Source organism: Xanthomonas pisi DSM 18956, assembly GCF_001010415.1.
GTDB classification, from domain to species: domain Bacteria; phylum Pseudomonadota; class Gammaproteobacteria; order Xanthomonadales; family Xanthomonadaceae; genus Xanthomonas; species Xanthomonas pisi.
In genome coordinates this window covers 18,971-40,979 of record NZ_JPLE01000025.1, presented here as the reverse complement: position 1 = coordinate 40,979, position 22,009 = coordinate 18,971, and the positions used below count along the sequence as shown (strand labels likewise).

Genomic DNA, 22,009 nt, shown 5'->3' with positions numbered 1-22,009 from the left:
TGGTGCAGCCAGATCGCATGCAACCACGAAACAGCTGTTTTCAAGGCGCTTTCGCACTATCGCGGCACGCCAGCGCAGGCCATCGATAAGACCATTTCGAACAACATCATTGGTACAAATGGCTCTACAAGGAATCACTTGATGCAATCGACGGTGATCGCCGGCGCAATCGCAACGTGGCGGGCGGCCAGGCGAACGCCGTCAATCGGTTGACGTCTCGCGCAGCTTGTAAAAGCGGGCAGTGGCGCCGATGGCGCGTGTCGACCACGGCAGGGCGTGGCCTGCCGGGACGCCATCGCAGGCAGCGAGGCGTGGGCCTGCCACTATCAGGCGCAGACGTTCGAAGGCAGAGGCGGGCGGTATTGATTCGCCGTGGCCGCAAGCGTGCGCCACGGTGGAGATGGCGCGACGGCAGTGCGGCGCGCTGCGGCAAGGGCCGCAGCGCGCCGAGGATCAGCCGAGCGGTTCGTCGGACAGATAGGTATAGCCGGTCAGGCCGGCCTCCAGCGCGTCGTGCAGTTCCTGCGCGCGCTCGGGCGGCAGTTGCGCTGCGGCGATGCGCTCGGCATAGGTCGCGCGCAGCGTGTCCAGCTGATAGCCCACATAGTCCAGCATCACATCGGTGGTGTCGCCGCGACGCTGCTGCACGATGCGATATCCGGCGCCGTCCACCGCCACTTCCACCGCATCGGTATCGCCGAATAGGTTATGGATATCGCCCAGGATTTCCTGGTAGGCACCGACCAGGAAGAAGCCGATGCGATAACTCTCGCCCGGATTCAGCGTGTGCAGCGGCATCGAGCTGTCCAGGCTTTCGTTCTCGACGTAGGTCTTGACCATGCCGTCCGAGTCGCAGGTCATGTCGGCGATGATGCCGCGCCGCTGCGGGGCTTCGTTCAGGCGTTCGATCGGCACGATCGGGAACACCTGATCGATCGCCCACACGTCCGGGATCGACTCGAACACGCTGAAGTTGACGAAGTACTTGTCCACCAGTCGCTCGTTGAGCTCGTCCAGCACCGGGCGGTGGCTCTTCTCGTCGAAGCTCAGGCGCGCGCGCACCCCGTGGGCGATGGCATAGAACAAATCGTCGATGCGTGCGCGGTGGGTCAGGTCGATCTGGCCCAGTGCATAGGCGCTCAGGCCTTCGGCATGGAAGTGCTGCGCTTCCTGGAACAGTTCCACTGCCGGGCGCACGTCGAGCTCGTCGTGGATCTCGCGCAGGTGGCGGATCGCCGCCGGCTCGTCGTCGTGCGCATCCGGCACGCGGCCTTCCGGCGCCTGCTCCACTTCGGACACGTTGGCGATCAGCACCGCGTGGTGCGCGGTCATCGCGCGGCCGCATTCGGTGACGATGCGCGGCGGGGTCAGGCCGTGTTCTTCGCAGGCGCTGGCCAGGGGCTGCACGATGTTGCTGGCGTAGGAATGCAGGCCGTAGTTGATCGAGCAATAGCTGCGCGAACGGGTGCCTTCATAATCGATGCCCAGACCGCCGCCGACATCCACGTGGCTGATCCTGGCGCCAAGCCGCGACAGTTCCACGAAATAGCGCGTGGCCTCGCGCATGCCGTTGGCGATATCGCGGACGTTGGAGATCTGCGAGCCCATGTGGAAATGCAGCAGTTTCAGGCTGTCGGCGTACTCGGTGTCGCGCAGCGTCTTCCACAGGTCCAGCACCTGGCGCGGCGACAGCCCGAACTTGGCCTTGTCGCCACCGCTGTTCTGCCACTTGCCCGCGCCCAGCGAGGCCAGCCGCATGCGCACGCCCAGCCCGGGCTTGACGTCCAGCGCGCGCGCCTCTTCCAGCACCAGCTTCAGCTCGGAAGGCTTTTCGATGACGATGAAGGTCTGCAGGCCGAGCTTGCGGCCGATCAGCGCCAGGCGGATGTATTCGCGGTCCTTGTAACCGTTGCAGACGATTAGCCCGCCCGGACGCGACAGCGCCAGCACCGCCATCAGCTCCGGCTTGCTGCCCGCTTCCAGCCCGAAGCCGTCGCCGTGGTGGCTGGCCAGGGTGCCGGCCACGCCGCGGTGCTGGTTGACCTTGATCGGGTACACCGCGGTGTAGCCGCCGGCGTAGTCCCACTCCGATTGCGCCTGCGCAAAGGCCGCCTGCAGCTTGCCCAGGCGCTGGCCGAGGATGTCCGGGAAGCGCACCAGCAGCGGCAGCTTGGCGCCGGCCGCGCGTGCGGCGTCCACGACCTCGGGCAGCGACACCGACGGGCCGTCGACGGTGGGGGTGACCACCACGTGGCCGGCGGCGTTCACATCGAAATACCCATCGGCCCAATGCGGGATCGAGTAGGTCTTGCGGGCTTGGTCGAGGGACCAATCGCTCATTTCGTTGTCTCGGCTGGGGCAAAAAGGGCGTGAAGTGTAACGCCTGGCACGCGCAGGGTCCGTTACAATCCGCGCCGACTTGATGCCCCTCTCCTGGTTGGGAGTGGGGTTGGCGAGGGTTCGGCATGGTCGTCAGCAGCTTGGTGCATGAGGCTGCGCCCGACCCTCATCCGGCGCGACGCGCCACCTTCTCCCGGTGGGAGAAGGAACAGCCCCCTTCTTTTAGGACTTTGCATGAGCGCCAACGACAACTGGTACATCGAACACTTCCAGCCCACCGGCTCGGCGATCGGCTTTCGCATCAGCGGCAAGCTGGACGAGGTGCAGTCCCCGTTCCAGAAGATCGAGATCTACCAGACCACCGACTGGGGCAAGCTGATGCTCATCGATGGCGCGGTGATGCTCACCACCCGCGACAATTTCTTCTATCACGAGATGATCAGCCATCCGGCGCTGTTCACCCACGCCGCGCCCAAGCGCGTGGTGATCATCGGCGGCGGCGACTGCGGCACCCTGCGCGAGGTGCTCAAGCACCCGGGCGTGGAAAGCGCCACCCAGTGCGATATCGACGAGCAGGTCACCCGCATGTCGGAGAAGTATTTCCCCGAGCTGTGCGATTCCAACCACGACGCGCGCGCCGAGCTGCTGTTCGACGACGGCGTGGCCTACATGGCCAATTGCCCGGCCGGCAGCGTGGATATCGTGATCGTCGATTCCACCGACCCGGTGGGCCCGGCCGAAGGCCTGTTCAACAAGGCCTTCTACGAGAGCTGCTTCAAGGCGCTGAAGGACGACGGCATCCTGGTGCAGCAGTCCGAATCGCCGCTGGCGCTGCTGGCGCTGATCAACGAAATGCGCACCGAAATGGGCAAGGCCGGCTTCCAGTCGTTCAAGACCCTGCCGTTCCCGCAGCCGTGCTACCCCACCGGCTGGTGGAGCGTGACCATGGCCAGCAAGCAGGCCAACGCCGACTTCGCCTTCCGCCAGGACGCTGCGCAGGCCAAGGGCTTTGACACGCTGTACTACACCGCCCACCTGCACACCGGCGTGCTGGTCGCGCCGCCGTTCGTGGCCAAGGCGCTGGGCGAGTAAGACTGCCAGCGGCACCAGGTGAACGGTCGCCAGATGGACATGACAGGCGCGGAGCAGCCGCCATGTCCATGCGGCAGGCGGCCCCGCGCAGCGACTGCGCCCTCCCGACGACCACGTGCCGGTCTTAACTGCCGTAGCCTGGCACCCCACGACCGGCGTAGCGGTCTGCGCGCATGCTGCGGCAAGCGCAAAGCACCGCAGACCACCGCTTGAAGCGACTTCCCGATCCCCTGCATGCACCGCTTGGCACGGCCGGTGCGCGGAACGGGCATGCACGACGCCGTACGCTCCGGTTCTGGGCGCGCCGTCCGCACGGCTTAGACTACTCGCTACGTCTTGTCAGGCATTCTTGGGCCGCGCACTCCCCGCCAGCTGACGGCTACCTGCTGCATCTGTCAGCAGCCTTACAGTCGCGCCAACACCTCGGCTTTTTTGGCGTCGAATTCTTCCTGCGTGACCAAGCCCGCATCCAATAGCTGCTTGAGCTTGCTCAGCATCTGCATCGGATCATCGGTGACGGCCACCGCGACCGGCGGAGCCGAAGGCACCGCACCCTGCGCTGCAGGAGCGTGCACCACCACGCCACCGGCCGACGCGCGCAACTTGTCGAATTCCAGCTGCTGGCGTTTTTCGTAGGCGGATTCTTCCACCTGCTGCGCATAGGCATACACGCGCCGCGCCTGCTTTTTTGGCAGGCTATCGATGGATGCGTACGCGCCCTGCGTGGTGCGGCACATGATGGTGGCCCCGAGCATCTGTTCGCTCATGTGCACATCGAGCACCTCGCGCCAGGGGAAATCGCGAAACGTCATGCCGAACAGTTTCGGGTAGACCACGATGAACCTGCGGTTGGTCAGCACCACCGCGTCAGGTGACAAGTGACAGGTTCATCACCATCTTCTTCTGCACGGCGATGTATTCGACCTGCTCGTCGCGAGTCAGCAACCCGCTGACCTTGGGCAGGATCTTGCGCACTGCCGTCGGGTCCTGCTCGTCCGTCAAAAACTGCGCCAATGCGTCCATCTGCCCTCGCCAACGGCTGAGTCAATGCGTTGACCGCGACACTACAACAACTCGCATGGATGCCCGTGCAACGCCAATGACCGTATGCGGCGCGGCTTCAAGGTGCGGCCTCAAACAGAATTACCGTCTGCCAGGACGCTGTTGAACTACATCTGACGCAGAAGGGCGGACGCTGCCGCCCGCCCTTCCTGGATCGTTCGCTTACATTAGAAGCGGACTTCGAGTGCCGCGTTCAGTACATCGGCACGATTGATGGTGGTGTCTTCGGCATAGTCATAGTAATCGTTGGCGTAAATGTAGTTGGTGTACATCGCGCTCACACTCGCGTGCTTGCCGATATCGACGCCCAGGCCAAGGCTCGCGTAGCCACCGTAGATTTCATCACTCATTTCTGCGACCTCCGCATACCATGAGCCAATCCGCACCACAGCAAACAGTGGAGTGTCACCAAAATTGAAGCGGGCCGTACCGCCGATGCCGCCAAACTTCACTGCTGGAATAAAGACATCGTCGGTCGAGTCTCCGCGGTCCAGGCGCCCAACCGATCCCTCGAGCCCGATCAACGTCACCGAGCCGGCACGCCAGCGGTAGCCGGCACTGAGGCCAAGCATGTCCTGCTTGTAGCCACTGAACACCTCGCCCCTACCACGCTGCACGCTGATAAACGCGCCGCTGTCGATACGCGATTGCTCAGTCCGCGCAGTGTCCGTTGCTGGTACTGGCGCTGCTGCGTACGCCGGCGCAGGCGGCGCATCTACCGCAGGCGTCTGCGCCGTGACGGTGGCAAATCCGCCGGCCTGGTCGACCACACCTGCGCTGCCGCTTCCACCGACGGCGGTCGGCGCGCCGCCGCTGCCGGCTTGCGACGGACGCGACGGCGGCGCTGCCGGCGCAGGGGCCCCCTGCGCACCGGCCTGCGGCTGCTTTTGCTGCTGCCGGTAGCTATCCCAGCCGCGCGACAGCGATTGCGCCGAAGCCTGTGCCGTGACGCCAAGCGCCGTGCAGGCCAACAGCAGTGTTGCAGTCCTTTTCATCGTATTCCCCATGAGTGGTCCCATCGTTCCCGCATCCGTGCGCGCGCGGGCGAACCCGACGGCGTCTGGAAGTGGCGCAGTTGCCGTCATCTCTCCGGGGGCGTCCCCGCATCACCGCAATGCCCAAGGCACCGGCCGTGGCACACCGGCGTGGATGTGCGCGACACGCGCGTGATGCAGCCCCCTGACCGCAGCGCGCACAGTGTCTGGAGTCTCATTGCCTGTCAAGAAGCGGCGCGACGCATGTTCAACCGCACTCTGCCGGGGGCGGGCTACGAGATGTTCCGCGCCCCACCGATCCGCCGCGAGCCGATCGCCAGCTCGCATTGCGATCGAGCGAGATCGCACCGTGGCCGTGGTGCGGCGTGTGGCCGCCCAGTGCACCAGCCGAGCGCTCCCGCATGCCGTCTGACCCGGTGATTTTGCAAGACCCGAGCGCTTCAACCGCCTGAATTGCAAGGCTGTTCCATGTCCGGAACATTTCATTTGTTAAACAAATGTAATTTCAGTACTCGCAAGTTCTAAAATTGCGCGATCCCGATCCATCGTGATCCCCATGGACCTGCGTCCCGCGTGACACCTCCGCGCCGCCAGGGTCTGGAGAACTGTCATGCATTACCAACCGCTGGATGTGTCCAGCCTGCAGGTCGTCACTCCCGTTCTGCTCAAACAGGGCACACGGCTGCTGGAGCCCGACGTCTACCGCACCCATCTGGACGGGCAGCTGGCCGTGGTCAAGGACTACGGCCGGTATCGCCGCACGCTGCTGGCACCGATCGCACGGCTGATGGTCCGCCACGAGGCGCGCATGCTGCGCCGCTTGCACGGCTGGCGGCATGCCCCGGCCCTGCTCGGCACCTTGGGTGGCCTGGCGCTTGGCATGGAGTTCATCCCCGGCGACACGCTCAGCGCCAGTGCGGTGGTGGGCCAGGAAGTGTTCCAACAATTGCAGCAGGCGCTGCGTCGCCTGCATGCCTTCGGCATCACCCATAACGATCTGCACGGCACCAATGTGGTGGTCAGTGCCGGGGTGCCGGTGTTGATCGATTTCACCTCGGCCTGGCGCTTCCCGCGCTGGCTGCGGCGTGGCACGTTGGCACGCCAGCTGCAACGCAGCGACGTGGCCAACTTCCACAAGATGCGCCAGCGCCTGGCCGGTATCGCACCCACCGCCGACGAGGCCGCGCGCAGCGCCGAGCCGGGCTGGGTGCGTGGCCTGCGCGGCGGCTGGAAGCGGCTCTATCGCCGCCTCAAACACGGCCCGTCACTCCCTTGAGGGCCAGCAGCGCCGTCAGTGCTCCACCGCCGCCGACACGGCTGGCCGCTTGTAGGCGATCAGCGTCGGGGCGTCTGCCACGAAGCGGTCGAGCACCCCGTCGGCAATCTTGACCGGCCCACCGAAGCGCGTGGCGCCGGGAATCGAGGGGATCGCTGCGGCTTCGGCGGCGATCCGCCCGGCATCGGCGAACGCAACGGAGGCCTGCGCGTCACCGCGATTGGCGGCATCCAGACCGGCCGCGGTCTTCTGCAGCGCGCGTCCCCAACGCTCCATCGCCTCCAGCCATGGGCGTGATTGTTCGGCAAAGCCCTTGTCAGCGACACCATCGCGAATGATCTGCGGCGCGGCAGCGATGTCGTCGGCGGTGCGCGCCAACGTTGCAATCGCCTGGCTGCGCGCTGCGGGATCGCCCAGTGCGATCGCCTCGCGCACCTGGTCGAGCAGCGCTTTGAGGCGTGGCGCCTGCTCCTGCCATGGCTGGCTGCCGAAAGTGGGCGCCAGATGCTGGGTGTCGAAGAAGGTCAGCAATGCCGCCGTCACCCGCGTATCGCCGCCGGCCAGATCGCGCGCCGCTGCATGCCAGGTGCGCTGCGCGTCGTAGCCGGTGTCGTTCCAGGCAAACCCGGTCAGTCCCATCACCGCGACGCGGCTGGGCACTTCCTGGTTCATCGGGTTGGACACGATGCCGGACAGCTCGGCCGACAGCCCGGCCTCGCGTCGCGCATACGGTGCCATCAACAAGCGCCCGGCCGAGGTTTCGAAATCGTTGACCGGGTAGTTGTCCCACAGCAGCGTCTTGCGTCCGAACGCCTTGGTCGCCGCGCGCGCATCCGGGATGGAAATGGCCGGCGGCACCACGTCGGTGCCGGTCCACTGCACCACGATCTTCGGGTCCAGGTGCTTGCGCAGCGCTTCCTTGTACGGGCTTTCCTTGGCGTCGTAATACTCGGTGGGCACCATGATCAGTTCCGACGCAGCGTCGTGGCGGGCGACCAGATCGGCCTGCACCAGATTGAGCAGATGCGACTGCGCGATGCCCGCCGCCTGCGCGCCGGAATCGCCGAAGGTGGTCTTGTCGCGTTCGCAGTTCCACTTGGTGTATTCGATATCGTCCAGCGCCACATAGAAGCTGCGCACGCCCAGCGCGCGGAACGCATCGAACTTGCGCAGCAGCGCCTTGGCATCGGCCGGATCGGAAAAACACACGCTTGGCCCCGGCGAGATCGCATAGACGAAATCGACATGATTGCGCTTGGCGTTGGCGGCCAACTTGCCCAGCGCCTGCAACGTCGCTTTCGGGTACGGATCGCGCCAACGGTCGCGCGCGTACGGGTCGTCCTTGGGGCTATAGATGTAGGTGTTGGCCTTGGTACGCGCCAGAAAATCGATGTGCTTGCTGCGATCGGCCATCGACCACGGCGCGCCGTAAAAGCCTTCGATGGTGCCGCGGATCGGCATGGCCGGGTAATCTTGGATGGTCAGCGCCGGAATGGCCGGCCGCTCCAGCAACTGACGCAGCGTCTGCACGGCATGGAACAGGCCATCGCTGTCATGGCCGGCCAGCGTGACCAGGCCAGCGCCCAGCGCGACGCTGGTGAGCGTGTAGCCTTCGGCATGGGTGTCCTGGGTCGCCTTGCTGCGCGTCAATGCATCGCGCACCACGGCCGCCTCGCCGGTGCCGATGACGATGTGCGGGCGGTCGAGCGTGGCCGGCAGGCGCGAGGCGGTGGCGATCTTGCTGACGCCGGCCGCACCGAGCAGGCTGCGCACCAGCGCGACCGAGGCCGGGTCCGCGCCCGGCGCGACGACCAGCACCACCGACCGGCCCAGAGCGATCGTCTCCCCGTCCAGCGTGATCGACACCGGGGCCGGGAACAGCGCCGGCTGGGTGACCGGCTCGGCCAGCACAGGTGCGGCCAGTCCTGCCGCCACCAAGACCGAGAGCAGGCGCAAGCCCGACTTCCTGTTGCGTCGCTTCATGTCCGAACTCCGGTATTGGAATGGTATTACGGCCTAGAGTAGGCAACTCGTTGCGCGGCGACAAGCATGCTTTGACCTTTGGGGGTCGCACCTGCTTTGGCTTGCTTGCCAGGCGCGTCAGCGCCGCGTGGGTGGAATGGAACCCGGCGCGCCGCCCATGGCTGCGGTATTGAAATGGTATGGCAAGCGGGGCGATGGCGTTGCCAGGACCACGGTTGCGGTATCGGCGACCCTAGCGCCGGGCCACCTCTTCAAATGACACATGGGCGTACTCGACGCTCGATCAGAAAGCGGCTACCAGCACGTGATCTGCCAAGGCCTCACACTGCGCAGGCACCGACCTGCGTCATGGCCCGTCCAAGGCGTCGCGCAGGCAGAAGCATCTGCGCCCCGCCATTGCCGGCCAGGGGAAGTGACCCCGCTGTTGCGTGTTGCTCGCAGCGCGTCGCCGCATGCATCGATCGATCGGCGTGTGCGGCGTCAGCGTCGCAGAAACGCATGCGTGCGTGAATGACCCGCCGCTATGCCAGTAACAGGCGCGTTGCAGCCGCACCGGTGCCCGCACCGCGGGATTGCCCAACGCATCCATCACTCGGCGCATGCGCTGTCAGCATTGAGGAGTCCTGATGCGCGCCGCACTGCCGTCAGCATCCTTCAGCACGCAGCACAGGCGGCGCCACAACGCGGCGCCACGCGCGACAGGACTTACAGTGCGTCGCTATCCAGCTCGCCGGTGCGGATGCGCACCACGGTGCCCAGGTCGTAGACGAACACCTTACCGTCGCCGATCTTGCCGGTGCCGGCGGCGGCCACGATGGCCTCGACCACGCGCTCGGCTTGGTCGTCGGTTACCGCCACTTCGATCTTCACCTTGGGCAGGAAATCGACCACGTACTCGGCGCCGCGATACAGCTCGGTGTGGCCCTTCTGCCGGCCGAAGCCCTTGACCTCGGTCACCGTAATGCCTGCCACGCCGCAGCCGGCGAGCGCTTCGCGCACATCGTCGAGCTTGAACGGCTTGACGATGGCCATGATCATTTTCATCGGTGCAGGTCCCAGGGCATGACGGGCGCGCAGCATACCGTGGACGGCTGCAACACTCACCCCTGCTTAGAGCGGCTCACAAAACGTAGCGAGCAGTCGCCAGGTGGGTGCGGACGGCGCGCAGGAACCGNNCCGAGCACCGGCCGCGCCCGCCTGGCGGCTGCACAGTAGTTTTGGTAGCTGCTCTTGGCCGCTGTCACCTCGGCCCACCAGCCGAATGGGACTATCCTTACCGCCTGCCGACTGCCTTGCCGATGTCCCGTGAGTGACGGCCTGCACTAGGCTTCCTACGGACCTGCGGAGAACACCATGATCGATTTCAATCAGCTCGACGACCTCGCCCGCCGCCTCAGCGACCTGGTGCCGCCGGGTCTGCGCCAATCGCGCGAGGAGCTGCAAAGCACCTTCAAGGGCGCATTGCAGGCCGGCTTGGGCAAGCTGGACCTGGTCACCCGCGAAGAATTCGATGTGCAGCGCGCGGTGCTCTTGCGCACGCGCGAAAAACTCGACGCGCTGGAGCAGGCCGTCGCCGCGCTGGAAACGCGCGCATCCGGCGCATCGCCCAGTGCGGTGCCCGGTTCCGACACTCCCTGACCCGAGCCTTCCATCATGAGTCTGGCGCTGGTGCACAGCCGTGCCCGCGTGGGGGTGCACGCACCTGAAGTTCGGGTGGAAGTGCATCTCTCCGGCGGCCTTCCCTCCACCCAGATCGTGGGCCTGCCCGAGGCGGCGGTGCGCGAATCGCGCGAACGTGTCCGTGCCGCCCTGCTCTGCGCACAGTTCGAATTCCCGGCCCGGCGGATCACCATCAATCTGGCGCCGGCGGATCTGCCCAAGGATGGCGGCTACCTGCAACATCATGGCATGGATGCGCTCCATTACACTCATGATGGACGGACATCCCATCTAGATCTCAGTCGGAACCCCGATGGCTCAAGTTGTAGCGATCTCATTTGGTCCTCACGAAAGTTTGTCTTCAGGAGTCGTGTCCGGGACCCACAGGTTGGGACTTCCTCAACTTGTCTGGGGCGATGGAGCGCCATGGCGGGAGGCTAACTTGTGGCTCCTTTCTCGTCGAAACGCCGGCCTTGAGGCAGAAACACTAAGGAAAGATGCCCAACTTGTGGAGGCCTATGCCAAGTGGGTAGAGGAGGAAAGCCTTTCATGGCACCACTTTCCGCCACGCAAGGAGGATCGCGTTCTCAATCGATACCGACGGCACCTGCTCAATCAGAGAATCGTAGGCAAGCTCGCGGCGAGCACCGTGACCCATCGAATGAGGGTAGTAATCGCACTGTACAGATGGCTCATGGACGAACAGTTGATCTCCACAAAGTGGCCGCTTTGGGAAGACCGAACACTCGGTGTGCGGATTACGAGCGACTTTGGCTTACATCGCTCGATCAATGTGACGACCAGTTCGCTTGCGATTAAGAACAAGCGCCCACCGGGATACCGCCTCGAAGGCGGCGTGCTCCCGGTAAGCGCCACCTTGCGTACTCAGATACTGGAGGTGGCTCGCTCGTACGCTCCGTTTGAGCTGTTCTTAATGCTTGCCTGCGGCTTCTTCACTGGCATGCGTATCGGATCTATCTGCGATCTTCGAGTTGGCACACTTACCAACGCTGCCCGCGATTCAAAGTTGAACGGCTTTGTGCACCTAACAATCGGTCCCGGTGCTACGCCACAGGTCCACACGAAGTTCGGCGTCACCGGTCAGGTGATCGTACCAGCAACATTGTTCAATGAACTTCTGGGTTACGTCGAATCGCCGAGGCGGCTAAAACGCGTAAGCCTAGCCTCTCCGAACGATCGCGATCAGGTGTTCCTGACCAGTGCGGGGAGATCATATGCGGCCAAGTCGCCCGGCCATGGCGCTACGGTCAGTGTGCTTATGTCACGACTGCGGCGCGACGCGGCGAAAGCAGGCATTGATTTAGCCGGCTTCCATTTCCACCAGACCCGCGCCACCTTTGCTACGGAGGTGGCCGAGACGGCGTTGCGCTCAGGGCTCCGTCTAAACGCAATATCCATTGTCAAGGACCTGCTGCTGCATGCCCACGAGGCAACCTCCCTACGCTATATCCGGTTCGTCGAAGACGAAAAATTAAAAGCAGAGATCGGAAACGACTTTTCGCGTGCGTTCTTGAATGAGGCTGTGATGGCTCCCCACCAATGACCAAGATTGCCGATCTTCCTGAGCTTTCGGTCAAAACAGATCGTTTTGGCGACACCGCCTGGGACTACCGCGTATTTCTATGTCACGGCATGAGTAGCATGCGTAAACAAACTGCCGACAAGATGCTGAAGAAAATTAGCCAGGTCCGTAGCTTTCGAGCGGCGCGTCTTTCCTTGGTACTTGCGCTAAGGGACTATGCTAAGGCCCAGTTCGACGAAAGTCCTTCTCATCGATCTTTCGTCAGCAATTATCAAGTACTAAGGAATTTCTACGTTTACTGCGACGAGCACGGTCTAGATCCCACCGCGATGAATATCGTCGATATTTTTATTGACTGGTCAGAGGACCGACGCAGTAATAAGCATCCGAAATATCACTATTCGATTGCATCACGGCTCTCGAGAATGCTCTCAGAGATTACCGACATCAGCGTTGACCGCTTCCGCATTCCCGCTCGGCTGATTAGCCCCTCTCCAAGGGCGAACAGCGGCCGGGTCGACACACAGAATCTGGCGAAGACCTTTCTTTTTGGCGAACTTGTGTCTTCAATTTCAAGTCTGCTTTCGACAGAGAACATTACAGGGCCTTTGCCACTCAAGTTCGGCTTCGTCGATAAAACGCTGGAGCTGTGGTCCGGCATACCTTCCGACGACGCATTACGTGCCACACATGCTTCGAAGGGTCATCCCGAACACGAATGGCAGCCTGACCAGCACCGCATTCGAACGCTTGCTGCGGGGTCACTTGCCGCGCGTAGGACGCTCGTGAATCTCAGGATCGAAGCCGAGCTGGCGATTTTCCTTGCGCAAACGGGAATGAACCTGGCACAAGCGTTCACTCTAAGCGTTGGACGATTCCGATATCGGACTCGTGATGGCGGATACTTGGTCAAAGGAATCTACAAGGACCGAAGAGGTGGTGAGGTTGCCTTCGAGGTATTTAAGGCCTACAGACGGCACTTCGAGCGGTACCTCAAATGGCGCACCTGCATCGCAGAGGCAGACGATCCGCGCCTGTTCCCCTTCGCCATCCGCCCCGGTGATCCACCACGCCAAGAACACCATTCCAATGGCCTGCGGCGTCTGTGCCAGCAAGCAGGGATCGCCTACATCGGCGCAAGAGAACTGCGCTGCACTCGCGTTAACTATTTTTTACGTCGCAGTGACGACTTTGTTCTCACTGCAGCAGTAGCACAGCATTCTGTTGGTGTGCTGATGAGCTACCAAAGGCCTAATCACCAGCGAGCAGCCACTGAGGTTACGGGCTTCTGGAACCATGTGGGTTCGCCGCTGATGTCGGCTGGGACCGGCAGCTGCAGTGGGTCCCCGCAGCCCATGCCGGCACGCCCAGGCCAGCCAGTTCCCGACTGCAGATCGGTTGCCGGCTGCCTGTTCTGCCTCGACCATCGAGACGAGATGTCACTCGATTATGCCTGGTCTTTAGTCAGCTACCGCTACCTCAAGTCGCTTGAACTCGCCGCCTACCCCCCTACCCGGGAAAAGTCGTCCGAGCCCACCACGCCAGAAATCGTGATTACCGTCCTCTCCGAGAAGCTCAAGCAGATGTGCCTACAGCACGTGGAAGGTTCGAAGCTCGTGCAGGAGGCGGAGGACCGGGCCATTGAAGGTGATTTCCACCCGCGCTGGTCTGACATCATCAACGCAGCAGAGTCCTACCATGACACGACTGACCTATAAGCTACTGCTTCATTCCAACGACCAGCGTTCGCCGGTCGCCCTGTCCGCATGGCCGCCGGCGCCCAGTACGCCGATGTCATTCGACGCCCGGGGGGATGTGGTAAGCCGCTTCAAAGACCAGACTTGGGACTTTTCCGAAGCGGCCGGCAAGAGCTGCCGGCTCAATTTTACATCCGTGTCGACACAGTACCCCGGCATCGAGCGGATGAACATTCAGACGTTTAAGGAGATCGTCGCATGGTGGCTTTTCGGCGAGCGACGTGTCATGAAGGCTTCGTCGCTGCACACGTACTACTCTCGCTTCAACCTTCTGGTCAGATTCGCCACGCGCAAGGGAATTGATCTGAAGAGGTTTAGCGAGTTGCCCGGCGAAATTCAACAGTTCGCAAAGCAACTTCGGGGGTCGCATGTCGACATGCTGTTGGTAGAGCTTCAAGCACTTCTCACGTTTTCCGATCGTATCGGTTTTATCGTCTTCGACAAAAATGCGATGAGGATTTTTTCGAGGAGCTTGCCCGATCATAAGCGCAGGCAGACTGCCTACATACCGCCCCGCATATGGTCGTACCAGCTCGGTCGGTTGAACAAATACCTGACTGAATTCCTGCAGCACAAAGATAAACTCATCGTTGCTTACCGAAAGGCATGCGAGGCCTACTTGGCCAACAAGGCGTTCGCGTTGGCCAGCAACAATCTGGATAAGACTCTCTACTCGCCTTTTCTCCGCAGTTGTGAGCGATATCCTGGCGCAAAGTACCTCGGCTCAATGGTCGATTTCCTTGCCGAACATGGACTACTCGAGTTCATGGAGACGTGGCGTGGCCGGAAAGAAGGCATTAAGCTGACATCATTCGGTTCGATGTTTTCGCTGGCGAATTTCTGCGCGAGCGCCTTTATTGCGAATTTGACCGGCATGCGGATCGGTGAGGTGTTCTCCCTGCGGCAAAATTGTCTCATCGCCGAAGCAGATGACATCCTGGGTAAGGTTTACTTTATTAGGGGCAAGACGACCAAGACTCTCAACGAAGATGAATCTTTCTGGATCACTTGCCGGGACGTCCAAAAAGCGCTGGAGGTGCTCGAAGTAGTCCATGCCGTGCGGAGCAGCCATTCACCTCACCCGTCTGATGCGAGGGAGGACAATCGACTGCTTTTCACTTGGTGTGCCGAGCCTTGGGCGGCAGTCAAGGATCGGCGGCCCGAGAACGCGGATATCCGGGCGCCTATCAGCGCCTATGGGAACTGGCAAATCCAGTTTCCGCAGCTGTTTGATCCGGAGGAGCTGAGGATTCGACCGGGCGACCTAGATGACGCGCGCCGCGTTACGCCCTCGCTAGACCCACGGCGATACACTCTCGGCGCGCTTTGGCCGCTAGCTTGGCACCAAATACGCCGTACCACGGCGGTAAACATGTCGGCTTCCGGAATCGTCAGCGATGCCAGCCTCCAGTACCAGTTGAAGCATCTGAGTCGGTCGATGTCTATCTATTACGGCCGGGGCTATTCGTCCAAGGCCATCAGCCGTGACATGCAGGCGGAGTACCTCAAGGAGGCGCTCGAGTCGATAGCACGGGCCTCCTCCAAACTGTTCGAGGACCGGTTTGTCTCACCTTACGGGCAGGAGCATAAGTTCCGCACTCTCACCGGTGCGGCCCAGCATCTAAGCGGGAACCGCAAGCAAACGCCAGTCTTCCGCAGGACGCTACTAGGTGTGTGTGTCAAGGCCACTTCGTGCCCCTCAGGCGGGTACGACGACATCGGGCCTTGTATGGGTGAGAACGGATCGAAAGGCTGTCCAGATGCGATGGTGGATCGCGAGCGTCGGCAGGTCTTAGAGCGACTACTGGAGCATAAACGCTCAGAGCACTCGAATTACGGGATCGATGAGGGTCGCCGCAGCCAGATTGCCTCACAGGTCCGCAGTCTGGAACTTTCGCTGGAGTTGATCGATGGCACCTAAGAGATTTGAAGTTACGGCGACGACTGCCGAGGCCCGCTTTCGGGATGCGTTCCATCGTTTACGCGATGGATGCCCCCGTTTGCTTGAGCCAGGTAGCAAGCCCACGCAGAACAATGTGGCGCGCGAGGCGGGGTGCGATCCGAGCGCCCTAAAAAAATCCCGCTTTCCCACCTTAGTGGCGGAAATCCAGGCATTCGCATTGAAGCACGAGGATAATGGAGGAGAGCCGTCCGTTCCAAGTCCCCCACGGAATGCGCAGGTCTGTCCGAAGTGCGACAGCCTCAAAGATCAACTACGTCAGGTTACCCTGCAAAGAGACGCCGCGATGTCAGCGCTGGTTCTGGCGGATGCCCACATGCTTGAACTCGCGCAACGAGTGCTCCAGCTGGAAGGGACTGCGAAAAACGACCCGGACAAACGACTACTCCGCTGACGTCAATCCATTTGAAGCTGGCCATACGGTGCGCTGAGCGGACACGGTTGCCGACTTATCTGTCAATGCCAAAGTCTTGATGAGGTCCCAAGCCTTCAATCACTATTCGGCGAGAAGTTGAGTCGCCGTTCCAAGCATTCTCGGCAACTTCGAGATCGTCGCCACTGCGAGGTTTACTAGCCCTGATGCTCTCGAACCAGCTGAACCGCCCGCTCTCGCACTTACGCTCAATAAATCGTCTTTTTCGTGGATCTATCTTCTCAAGATTTTGAACCTACCAGAATCCCAGGCGCTTCAGAGCCATTTAAACAGCGATGTAGCAATAAAGTATTGAAAATAAACGGAGCTCAATCGTCCTTACTCATTGCACACATGTATCCATACCATGACTCAATATCCATTTCCCCACCCGTGGATCTGCGCTCAATTTCCCTTAGAAAGGCTGATCGAGCTTCGATAGACACAAGCATCAGCGTGTCTTCAACGCACTTCGCTCTAACCAACCACCTGGTCTGGTCGGCCAACGCGGTGCACTTGTAAAGCCCAACCTCTTCAGCACCCTCGATGGCCTTGTACAGGTCGTAGACGTCTTCGTGGTCGTCCAGTTGTGTCTGATTGAGCCATACTGAAAAATTAGTAATCCTACTCACTCATAATCCTCGTAAAAAGCAATAGTGATGGCACGCTTCATCCCTAATCTTCGCCTTAATTAGTATTTTTTGCTGCACCCCTACAACCCAAGATTGCAGCTGATTGAATCTGGACACATTGAACTCAGAAAGACCCGGCTACTTCGTGGGAAATCTAAATTTATTGCTCGCTATTTTTTCAATGTGGGTTCTTGTACAGATCATGCAAAAGCTCGCTGTTGTACACAGCCTCCACCGCGGCCTCAAGGCGATCCAATGCTGTGCCCGACATGACTTCTCTGTATTCATCGAATACAGCTGTCCAAAGGCGCTGGGCGTGCACTTTCGCTTCACCTGTCAAAGAAGCATTCACGCTTGGCCAGAGAGCGACCCAAGCCCAAAAGTGCGCCGAAAGATACTCGATTTCATCCTTGTCTTCCGGCCAAGTCAGATTTCCGCCATAAATAAACTTCAACCGGCCCCGAAATGTCGCTGCTCCGCCCACCCAGGCAGTAACGGCATCACAGCGCCGCTCGTACCGTACCGACGCCTTCCATGCCTTTGCGCCGGTAATGGCGCCATACGCAGCAAGTGTCGCCGCTATCGACGATAGGACACTTGCAATCAAAGTAACCAGCGAGACCCACTCCATAGCATTTTTCTCCGATCATACGAACAGGCGTCAGATTTCCGCCGCCACCAGTTACCACCAAGCCCTCCCAACTTCATACACCAACACATAGAAGAGTCGGCGGATTCATTGCGATCTTGAGTGGCCCTTATAACAGAGCCATCAAATCTACGGCCCTAAGTAAGATAATGCCACGTTTCGCACCTAACGCGGGCTTATAGCAGGTAGGCCTATTGTTGCGAACCCATGCTCCAGGCGAACTGATCGCCGGCGGCACATGGGCGCACTACACTCAAGCATGCCTCGGATTCTGCGCTGCATGTAATTGCATCCAAAATCGATGACTTGCAGCTTAGCTGCTCTACCTGAGTCTTTGTGCTGTTGTGATTGCGACAGACATCACAGCTAATAGCAGACTTGGAAAGAAATTTCGCTTAGTCGATAGCCGATTCCGGCCAGGAGCGGACGTTAGATGGAGAAGGCTTTCCTGCGTGTGCGATCAAGTAAGAAGGACCTCGGCTGCGGAGCGTCAACTTCCGGAATACCCAGGCGATGGGTGCACAGCCAACCCAGCCGCAGCAACTGTGTTAGGTGGAGACCAGGGCATAAAGCTTGCCTGACCTCGGCCGATATCCACTAGGAACGGCTGTCTACGGTAGGTAGCCAACGACATAGGTCTGAGGAACACCCATGGAAGGACGTGAACTTGTTGCCATCAGCGCAGCGTTGATCGCGGCCGTGCTGGCCGTTGCTAAACTTATAGCGGACAAAGAGTCCAAGATTTCTGATTTCCGGAAGGACTGGATCAACAGCTACAGGGCCGCGCTGTCAGAGATGCTGGGCGAGGCCTACGTGATCGCTGGCCGTATCAGGATCCGGGCGAAGCACGCTCAGTTCGCCAAAGCCAATCGCACTGACGCCAGGAGTGCCGCAGGCGGTGCGACAATTGCGCCGGCAGCGGGTACGACGTCGTCCAACTCGGTAGGAGCAGGGAGCCACACCACGCTTCTTACTGGCAGTCTGGTCCAGGTAGTGGTGACTGTGTCTAAGGCCTCCCCGCCCGAAGTAGCCTCTCCCGCTACTGCGCAGCCATCGGTGGTCGAACCAGATCACTCGTCTGGCAGTGATGTGGCTGCAGGAGCCTTGGCTGAAGAGTCGGAGGAAGAAGGCTTGCTCTCTGCGGAGGAAATTCTCGACTTGGAGCAGGAACTGACGAGCCACTGGAACACGCTGCGTAAGGCTCACCGGACTGTGTTGCTACATATGAACTTCAACGAGACAGCGTGGGGTACAAGGGCGCTTGGTGAAGGCACAAACCATCGTGCAAAAGCGGCCAGTGTGTGGCAGTCGATTGTGTCCAGCTGCGGAGTAGTCGACCAAGACAAGGCGGCCACGGCCTACGACGCCAGCAAAAATGGCGATCCATCTGGAGCCGCTGTGCTTCTTGTTGACCAACTTGAGGACCTAGTTGGGAAACTACTAGGTGAGTACCACGTGGTCGGTGGAAAGGCACGCTACGAGGAGATCAAGAAGGCGATTGATTGCTCAACGCTGCTCGGCAATCTGGTTCTCAAGCCGGAATGGAATCGAATCAAGAGCGGAGAGCCAAAATTCAAATTCGTGGTGTTTGGCCTGTGGGCACTGGCACTGTCTGGCTCCGTGGCTCTCTTGTACTCCTCGCTCAGTCCAAGGAAGGCTCAGGAACCGGCAATGCCCACAACAATCATCGTGCAGGTAAAAGAAAAACGTTATGTTGAGCCGCTGACGTGCCCAAAGATTATTGCTCTTGGTGAAGAGTGGACTGCTCGAGGACCCATCTCCAGCAACCTACCATGGTGTCACCCGCCAGGGATTTAAAGCCGCCTAGCCAAAGTCCTACTCATCTCCGGGTTGCACTACTTCTTCTGGGCTGGAGGTGGGCGGTGGAGTGCGAGCAACATGGGCCAGCGGATCCTGGAAGAGTGAGGTTAGATCCTCGGTGTGCTGGCGCTCGCCTTGCTCAGTACGCGGTCCACCTCGCTTATCGGCCGTCATGGCTCGATCCAGGTCCTTGAACTCGATCTCCAGCTCTACGATCGCTGCTGTGACCTTCTTCTCATAGGCCTCGTATCCCAAAGGCTTACCACCGTGGAACTCCAGCATCGTGCAGAACCGATCGGGAAATTCCTCGATCATTGCTGAGGTGAACTCGTGGATCAGCGATGAGTCAGGCTTCGGCCTCTGCATGAGCGCGTCCTCAGCAGCGTGGATGACGCGCTCTGGCTCAGCATCCAGCCAAATGAGCGGATATGGGATACCGCCCATCACTCCCTTAAGTGCCTGCCGCCCCTCGAAGTAGAACTGGAATTTGTCGTCGGCCAACATGGGGATCTCCAGCTTATTTTTTTCAATCAGCGCGCAAACCATGCTCAACATGTGTGCAAGTTCAACGGAGAGAGCTAGTTTGCGAACGCTTGACTGCGTGCTGACACGGAAGCCGGTATCAATTGACTGACCGATGAAGTCCTGGTTAATGGAGGCGTTGCCGCGCTTGAAATCATCGAACAGCTGATCGTTGTTCCAGTCGGGGTTTCCGCTGTCCAAGATGGATATGGGAGCTGAATTGGTGGCATCTGCTGCTTTGGACGTCGTCCCGGGACTTGGGGGCAAGTGGGGGATATTAGTCTTGAGAAAGATCGCCCTATTGCGAATTGGAAAATCCGCAAGCCATGCCGAGGCCTTCAGCTCCAAGAGGTTTGACTTCGCAAGGCCATCTCGCACGCTACGCAGGACGTCCAACCAGACGCGCATGCAGATCAACGCTTCATGAGCATGGGTGATCTCCTTAGTGAAAAGGACCTCATCCCCGATGGTTTTCCACAACTCGGGCGCTTCAGGGCTGAGTGACAAAGAGCTGCCCGAATTGCGATGCTCCTTCAGAGCAAGCTCCCACTTCTCGCTAAAGGCAGTTTGGGAGCTGCTATAAAAGGTGCTCACCATACCGAACCACGTTTTCGCGGCTAAGTCCGATCTCTGCTTGAAGGCGGTAGAGCCGACGATGTCGGCGCTCATGAACAGTCTCAGCTTGGGCTTGAGCGATTCTCGCACTTCAACGCTCGCCAATTGCCCGCCGGGCATTTCAGGCCAAACTTAGCGACTTGGCCCTGACGCTGGCGGCGCTGGTCGACACGCTGAAGAACTCAGCCACTTTGAGCAGATCACCATCGACCTGCTGATAGACCTCAGCGAACTTGTCGCTGGGCATCAGAAATGCCGCGGCGAACCAGTTCGCCTCGAACTCAATTTGATCACTGCCATAGCGCTGAGCACGCAAGTGAGTGATCTTCTTACCCTCGGGAAGGTGTCGGTTCGCCACCAGGTAGTGGAGCACGTAGTGGCCGAGCTCATGAGCAATGGTGAAACGATCCCTCAAAATGCTGGTGTTGAGCGGAATGTTGATAGTGAACTTGCCCGGCTCAATGCTGATGGAGCCGGAGTCTGAATTGCCATCTATAAGTTCGCCATAGACGATCTCACCGCCCAGCTTCTGCACGATCGGTTCGATAGAAGCACCGGGCTCAAAGCCGAGTTGCTTTGCCGCATCCATGGCAAGGGCGGACACGTCTACACGAGCCCATTCCAATGCCTTCGGTGCTTGCCAATTGATCGCCATGATCGTCCCCCATCAGTTAAGGAAAATTGTATCACCCAGCTTTGATAGCAAGTGAAGCACCCCAGTGTCGCAGGGGCTGCGACCAACCCACAAACCGGGCAGAAGGTCCACAGCAGGGGGAGGAAGGGGGCAATTGAGAGAGGTGCCCGCCGCACAAGGCCCGCCAACAATTTCCTAGTCCACGCCGGAGCCTATGTGAGAAGCATTTGGTGTCACTCAACGGTTGGCAGGACTGCCCATAGCATTGGCTGAACCCTAGAATTCTGAACGGACGAGCGGAGGAGGGGAAGCAGTACATCCCGCCTGGCACTTTTTGACGACGCACTCTGAGTGCCTATTTAACGCAGTCCCGGGTGCCTCTCGTTCCGGGAACGCACTAATGGACATCTACTTTTCCGGTCCCGCACTCTGGCATGCGAACAATTCACGGAGACGACGAGCGCATTGGCGACCCCAAGCCGGTCTAGCTCTGGTTGGTGGACCAGCCTGGCTTCCAGGTCGCTGCTGCTCAGGCATCCACTTCTCCAAGGCATGGTTTGATACATCCTGTAGCTCAAATCCGATGAGGACCTTTGGGGTAACTGCGGAACCAATCCTGCTCGAACTGCGAAGTCAGATATGGCCGCACAAACGCCGACTGGGTGAGATCCCGCAACCGCTCCTCATGCTGGGCGATGGCTTCCACATCACTGAGTGTCGGGTAGTGACGCAACAGCCGATAGGCTTCCTCGCGCACGGACTTGGGTACGGCTTGATTGCCGGCCAGTTCCTTGAGAAACGCTCCAGCTTGCAGTAGGTTGCGAGTGCGCTCGTCAGGCAGGGTCATGTAACTGCTCGCCAAAGCTTAGGAATTGTTAGCGTAGCGCTCAGCCCCGCCCGCGTGCCAGCGGCCAGGGCCCGGCCTATCGCTTGGCCACCCGGCGCATGGCAATAATAGCCTCTTTCTCAATGGTAGGCCGCGCGTAGTTTTGCGAGCACTTGGACCCGAGCTTGCGCTGCGGCGCTCTCGCGCTCGACGTTATGCTGCGCTCACTCG

At 60.4% G+C, this 22,009-nt stretch carries 17 protein-coding genes, 1 other RNA gene and 2 pseudogenes; 9 read left to right on the top strand and 11 right to left on the bottom strand.

Going from position 1 to position 22,009, the window contains the following annotated elements; translation table 11 throughout:
• Positions 1–453 precede the first annotated feature (453 nt).
• Positions 454–2,340 (bottom strand): arginine decarboxylase, encoded by a 1,887-nt coding sequence (speA, locus tag Y887_RS07255; protein ID WP_046963700.1) that lies wholly within the window; start codon positions 2,338–2,340, stop codon positions 454–456.
• Between the two features lie 234 nt (positions 2,341–2,574).
• Between speA and speE the strand changes: the two genes are divergently transcribed.
• The gene (gene speE / locus Y887_RS07250; protein WP_046963699.1) at positions 2,575–3,432 is read left to right on the top strand and encodes a polyamine aminopropyltransferase; all 858 of its coding nucleotides are present in this window, start codon (positions 2,575–2,577) and stop codon (positions 3,430–3,432) included.
• A gap of 404 nt (positions 3,433–3,836) precedes the next feature.
• Here the strand turns inward: speE and Y887_RS07245 are convergent.
• Together Y887_RS07245 and Y887_RS07240 are read right to left on the bottom strand one after the other, a co-directional pair.
• Positions 3,837–4,455, bottom strand: a pseudogene (locus tag Y887_RS07245) (PH domain-containing protein).
• Between the two features lie 206 nt (positions 4,456–4,661).
• On the bottom strand, positions 4,662–5,489 hold the full coding sequence (locus tag Y887_RS07240; RefSeq protein ID WP_046963698.1) for a hypothetical protein: 828 nt from the start codon (positions 5,487–5,489) through the stop codon (positions 4,662–4,664).
• Positions 5,490–6,099: 610 nt separating this feature from the next.
• Between Y887_RS07240 and Y887_RS07235 the strand changes: the two genes are divergently transcribed.
• Positions 6,100–6,765: an RIO1 family regulatory kinase/ATPase domain-containing protein gene (locus tag Y887_RS07235; RefSeq protein ID WP_046963697.1), complete on the top strand. Its 666-nt coding sequence runs from the start codon at positions 6,100–6,102 to the stop codon at positions 6,763–6,765.
• Positions 6,766–6,780: 15 nt separating this feature from the next.
• On the opposite strand, the gene Y887_RS07230 is transcribed toward Y887_RS07235, so the two are convergent.
• The 3 genes from Y887_RS07230 to Y887_RS18775 form a co-directional block, all read right to left on the bottom strand.
• Positions 6,781–8,748, bottom strand: coding sequence for a glycoside hydrolase family 84 protein (locus tag Y887_RS07230; RefSeq protein ID WP_046963696.1), 1,968 nt, complete (start codon positions 8,746–8,748; stop codon positions 6,781–6,783).
• 705 nt (positions 8,749–9,453) lie between these two features.
• Positions 9,454–9,828: a P-II family nitrogen regulator gene (locus Y887_RS07225; RefSeq protein ID WP_276580866.1), complete on the bottom strand. Its 375-nt coding sequence runs from the start codon at positions 9,826–9,828 to the stop codon at positions 9,454–9,456.
• Between the two features lie 37 nt (positions 9,829–9,865).
• A non-coding RNA gene (locus Y887_RS18775) (sX9 sRNA) lies at positions 9,866–9,939 on the bottom strand.
• Between the two features lie 162 nt (positions 9,940–10,101).
• On the opposite strand from Y887_RS18775, the gene ubiK reads away from it, so the two are divergent.
• The 6 genes and pseudogenes from ubiK to Y887_RS20170 all read left to right on the top strand — a co-directional run bounded on the left by ubiK (position 10,102) and on the right by Y887_RS20170 (position 16,061).
• Entirely contained in the window at positions 10,102–10,386 is a 285-nt protein-coding gene (gene ubiK / locus Y887_RS07220) for a ubiquinone biosynthesis accessory factor UbiK (RefSeq protein WP_046963695.1), read from the top strand.
• 15 nt (positions 10,387–10,401) lie between these two features.
• Positions 10,402–10,638 (top strand): annotated as a pseudogene (locus Y887_RS18770) (magnesium chelatase domain-containing protein); the annotation flags it as partial.
• A 463-nt stretch (positions 10,639–11,101) separates the two neighbouring features.
• Positions 11,102–11,971, top strand: coding sequence for a site-specific integrase (locus Y887_RS07215; RefSeq protein ID WP_162199155.1), 870 nt, complete (start codon positions 11,102–11,104; stop codon positions 11,969–11,971).
• Positions 11,968–13,668, top strand: a complete 1,701-nt coding sequence (locus Y887_RS07210; protein WP_046963693.1) for a hypothetical protein — start codon at positions 11,968–11,970, stop codon at positions 13,666–13,668. The genes Y887_RS07215 and Y887_RS07210 overlap by 4 nt, the downstream gene beginning before the upstream one ends.
• Positions 13,649–15,628: a hypothetical protein gene (locus Y887_RS18260; RefSeq protein WP_146093439.1), complete on the top strand. Its 1,980-nt coding sequence runs from the start codon at positions 13,649–13,651 to the stop codon at positions 15,626–15,628. Before Y887_RS07210 ends, Y887_RS18260 begins: the two co-directional genes overlap by 20 nt.
• Positions 15,618–16,061, top strand: a complete 444-nt coding sequence (locus Y887_RS20170) for a hypothetical protein (RefSeq protein ID WP_146093438.1) — start codon at positions 15,618–15,620, stop codon at positions 16,059–16,061. Before Y887_RS18260 ends, Y887_RS20170 begins: the two co-directional genes overlap by 11 nt.
• A 347-nt stretch (positions 16,062–16,408) precedes the next feature.
• Here Y887_RS20170 and Y887_RS07200 read toward each other — a convergent pair whose 3' ends face one another.
• Entirely contained in the window at positions 16,409–16,711 is a 303-nt protein-coding gene (locus Y887_RS07200; protein WP_046963692.1) for a hypothetical protein, read from the bottom strand.
• A 178-nt stretch (positions 16,712–16,889) separates the two neighbouring features.
• Positions 16,890–17,342, bottom strand: coding sequence for a hypothetical protein (locus Y887_RS07195; protein ID WP_046963691.1), 453 nt, complete (start codon positions 17,340–17,342; stop codon positions 16,890–16,892).
• Between the two features lie 669 nt (positions 17,343–18,011).
• Between Y887_RS07195 and Y887_RS07190 the strand changes: the two genes are divergently transcribed.
• Complete coding sequence (locus Y887_RS07190; protein WP_104612329.1) at positions 18,012–19,178, top strand: hypothetical protein; 1,167 nt, start codon at positions 18,012–18,014, stop codon at positions 19,176–19,178.
• 18 nt (positions 19,179–19,196) lie between these two features.
• Here the strand turns inward: Y887_RS07190 and Y887_RS07185 are convergent, their stop codons facing one another.
• The 3 genes from Y887_RS07185 to Y887_RS18765 form a co-directional block, all read right to left on the bottom strand.
• Positions 19,197–20,372, bottom strand: coding sequence for a hypothetical protein (locus tag Y887_RS07185; protein ID WP_146093437.1), 1,176 nt, complete (start codon positions 20,370–20,372; stop codon positions 19,197–19,199).
• Between the two features lie 67 nt (positions 20,373–20,439).
• Positions 20,440–20,973, bottom strand: a complete 534-nt coding sequence (locus Y887_RS07180) for an ImmA/IrrE family metallo-endopeptidase (protein ID WP_084725956.1) — start codon at positions 20,971–20,973, stop codon at positions 20,440–20,442.
• 553 nt (positions 20,974–21,526) lie between these two features.
• Positions 21,527–21,799: a BPSL0761 family protein gene (locus tag Y887_RS18765; protein WP_084725955.1), complete on the bottom strand. Its 273-nt coding sequence runs from the start codon at positions 21,797–21,799 to the stop codon at positions 21,527–21,529.
• Between the last annotated feature and the right edge of the window lie 210 nt (positions 21,800–22,009).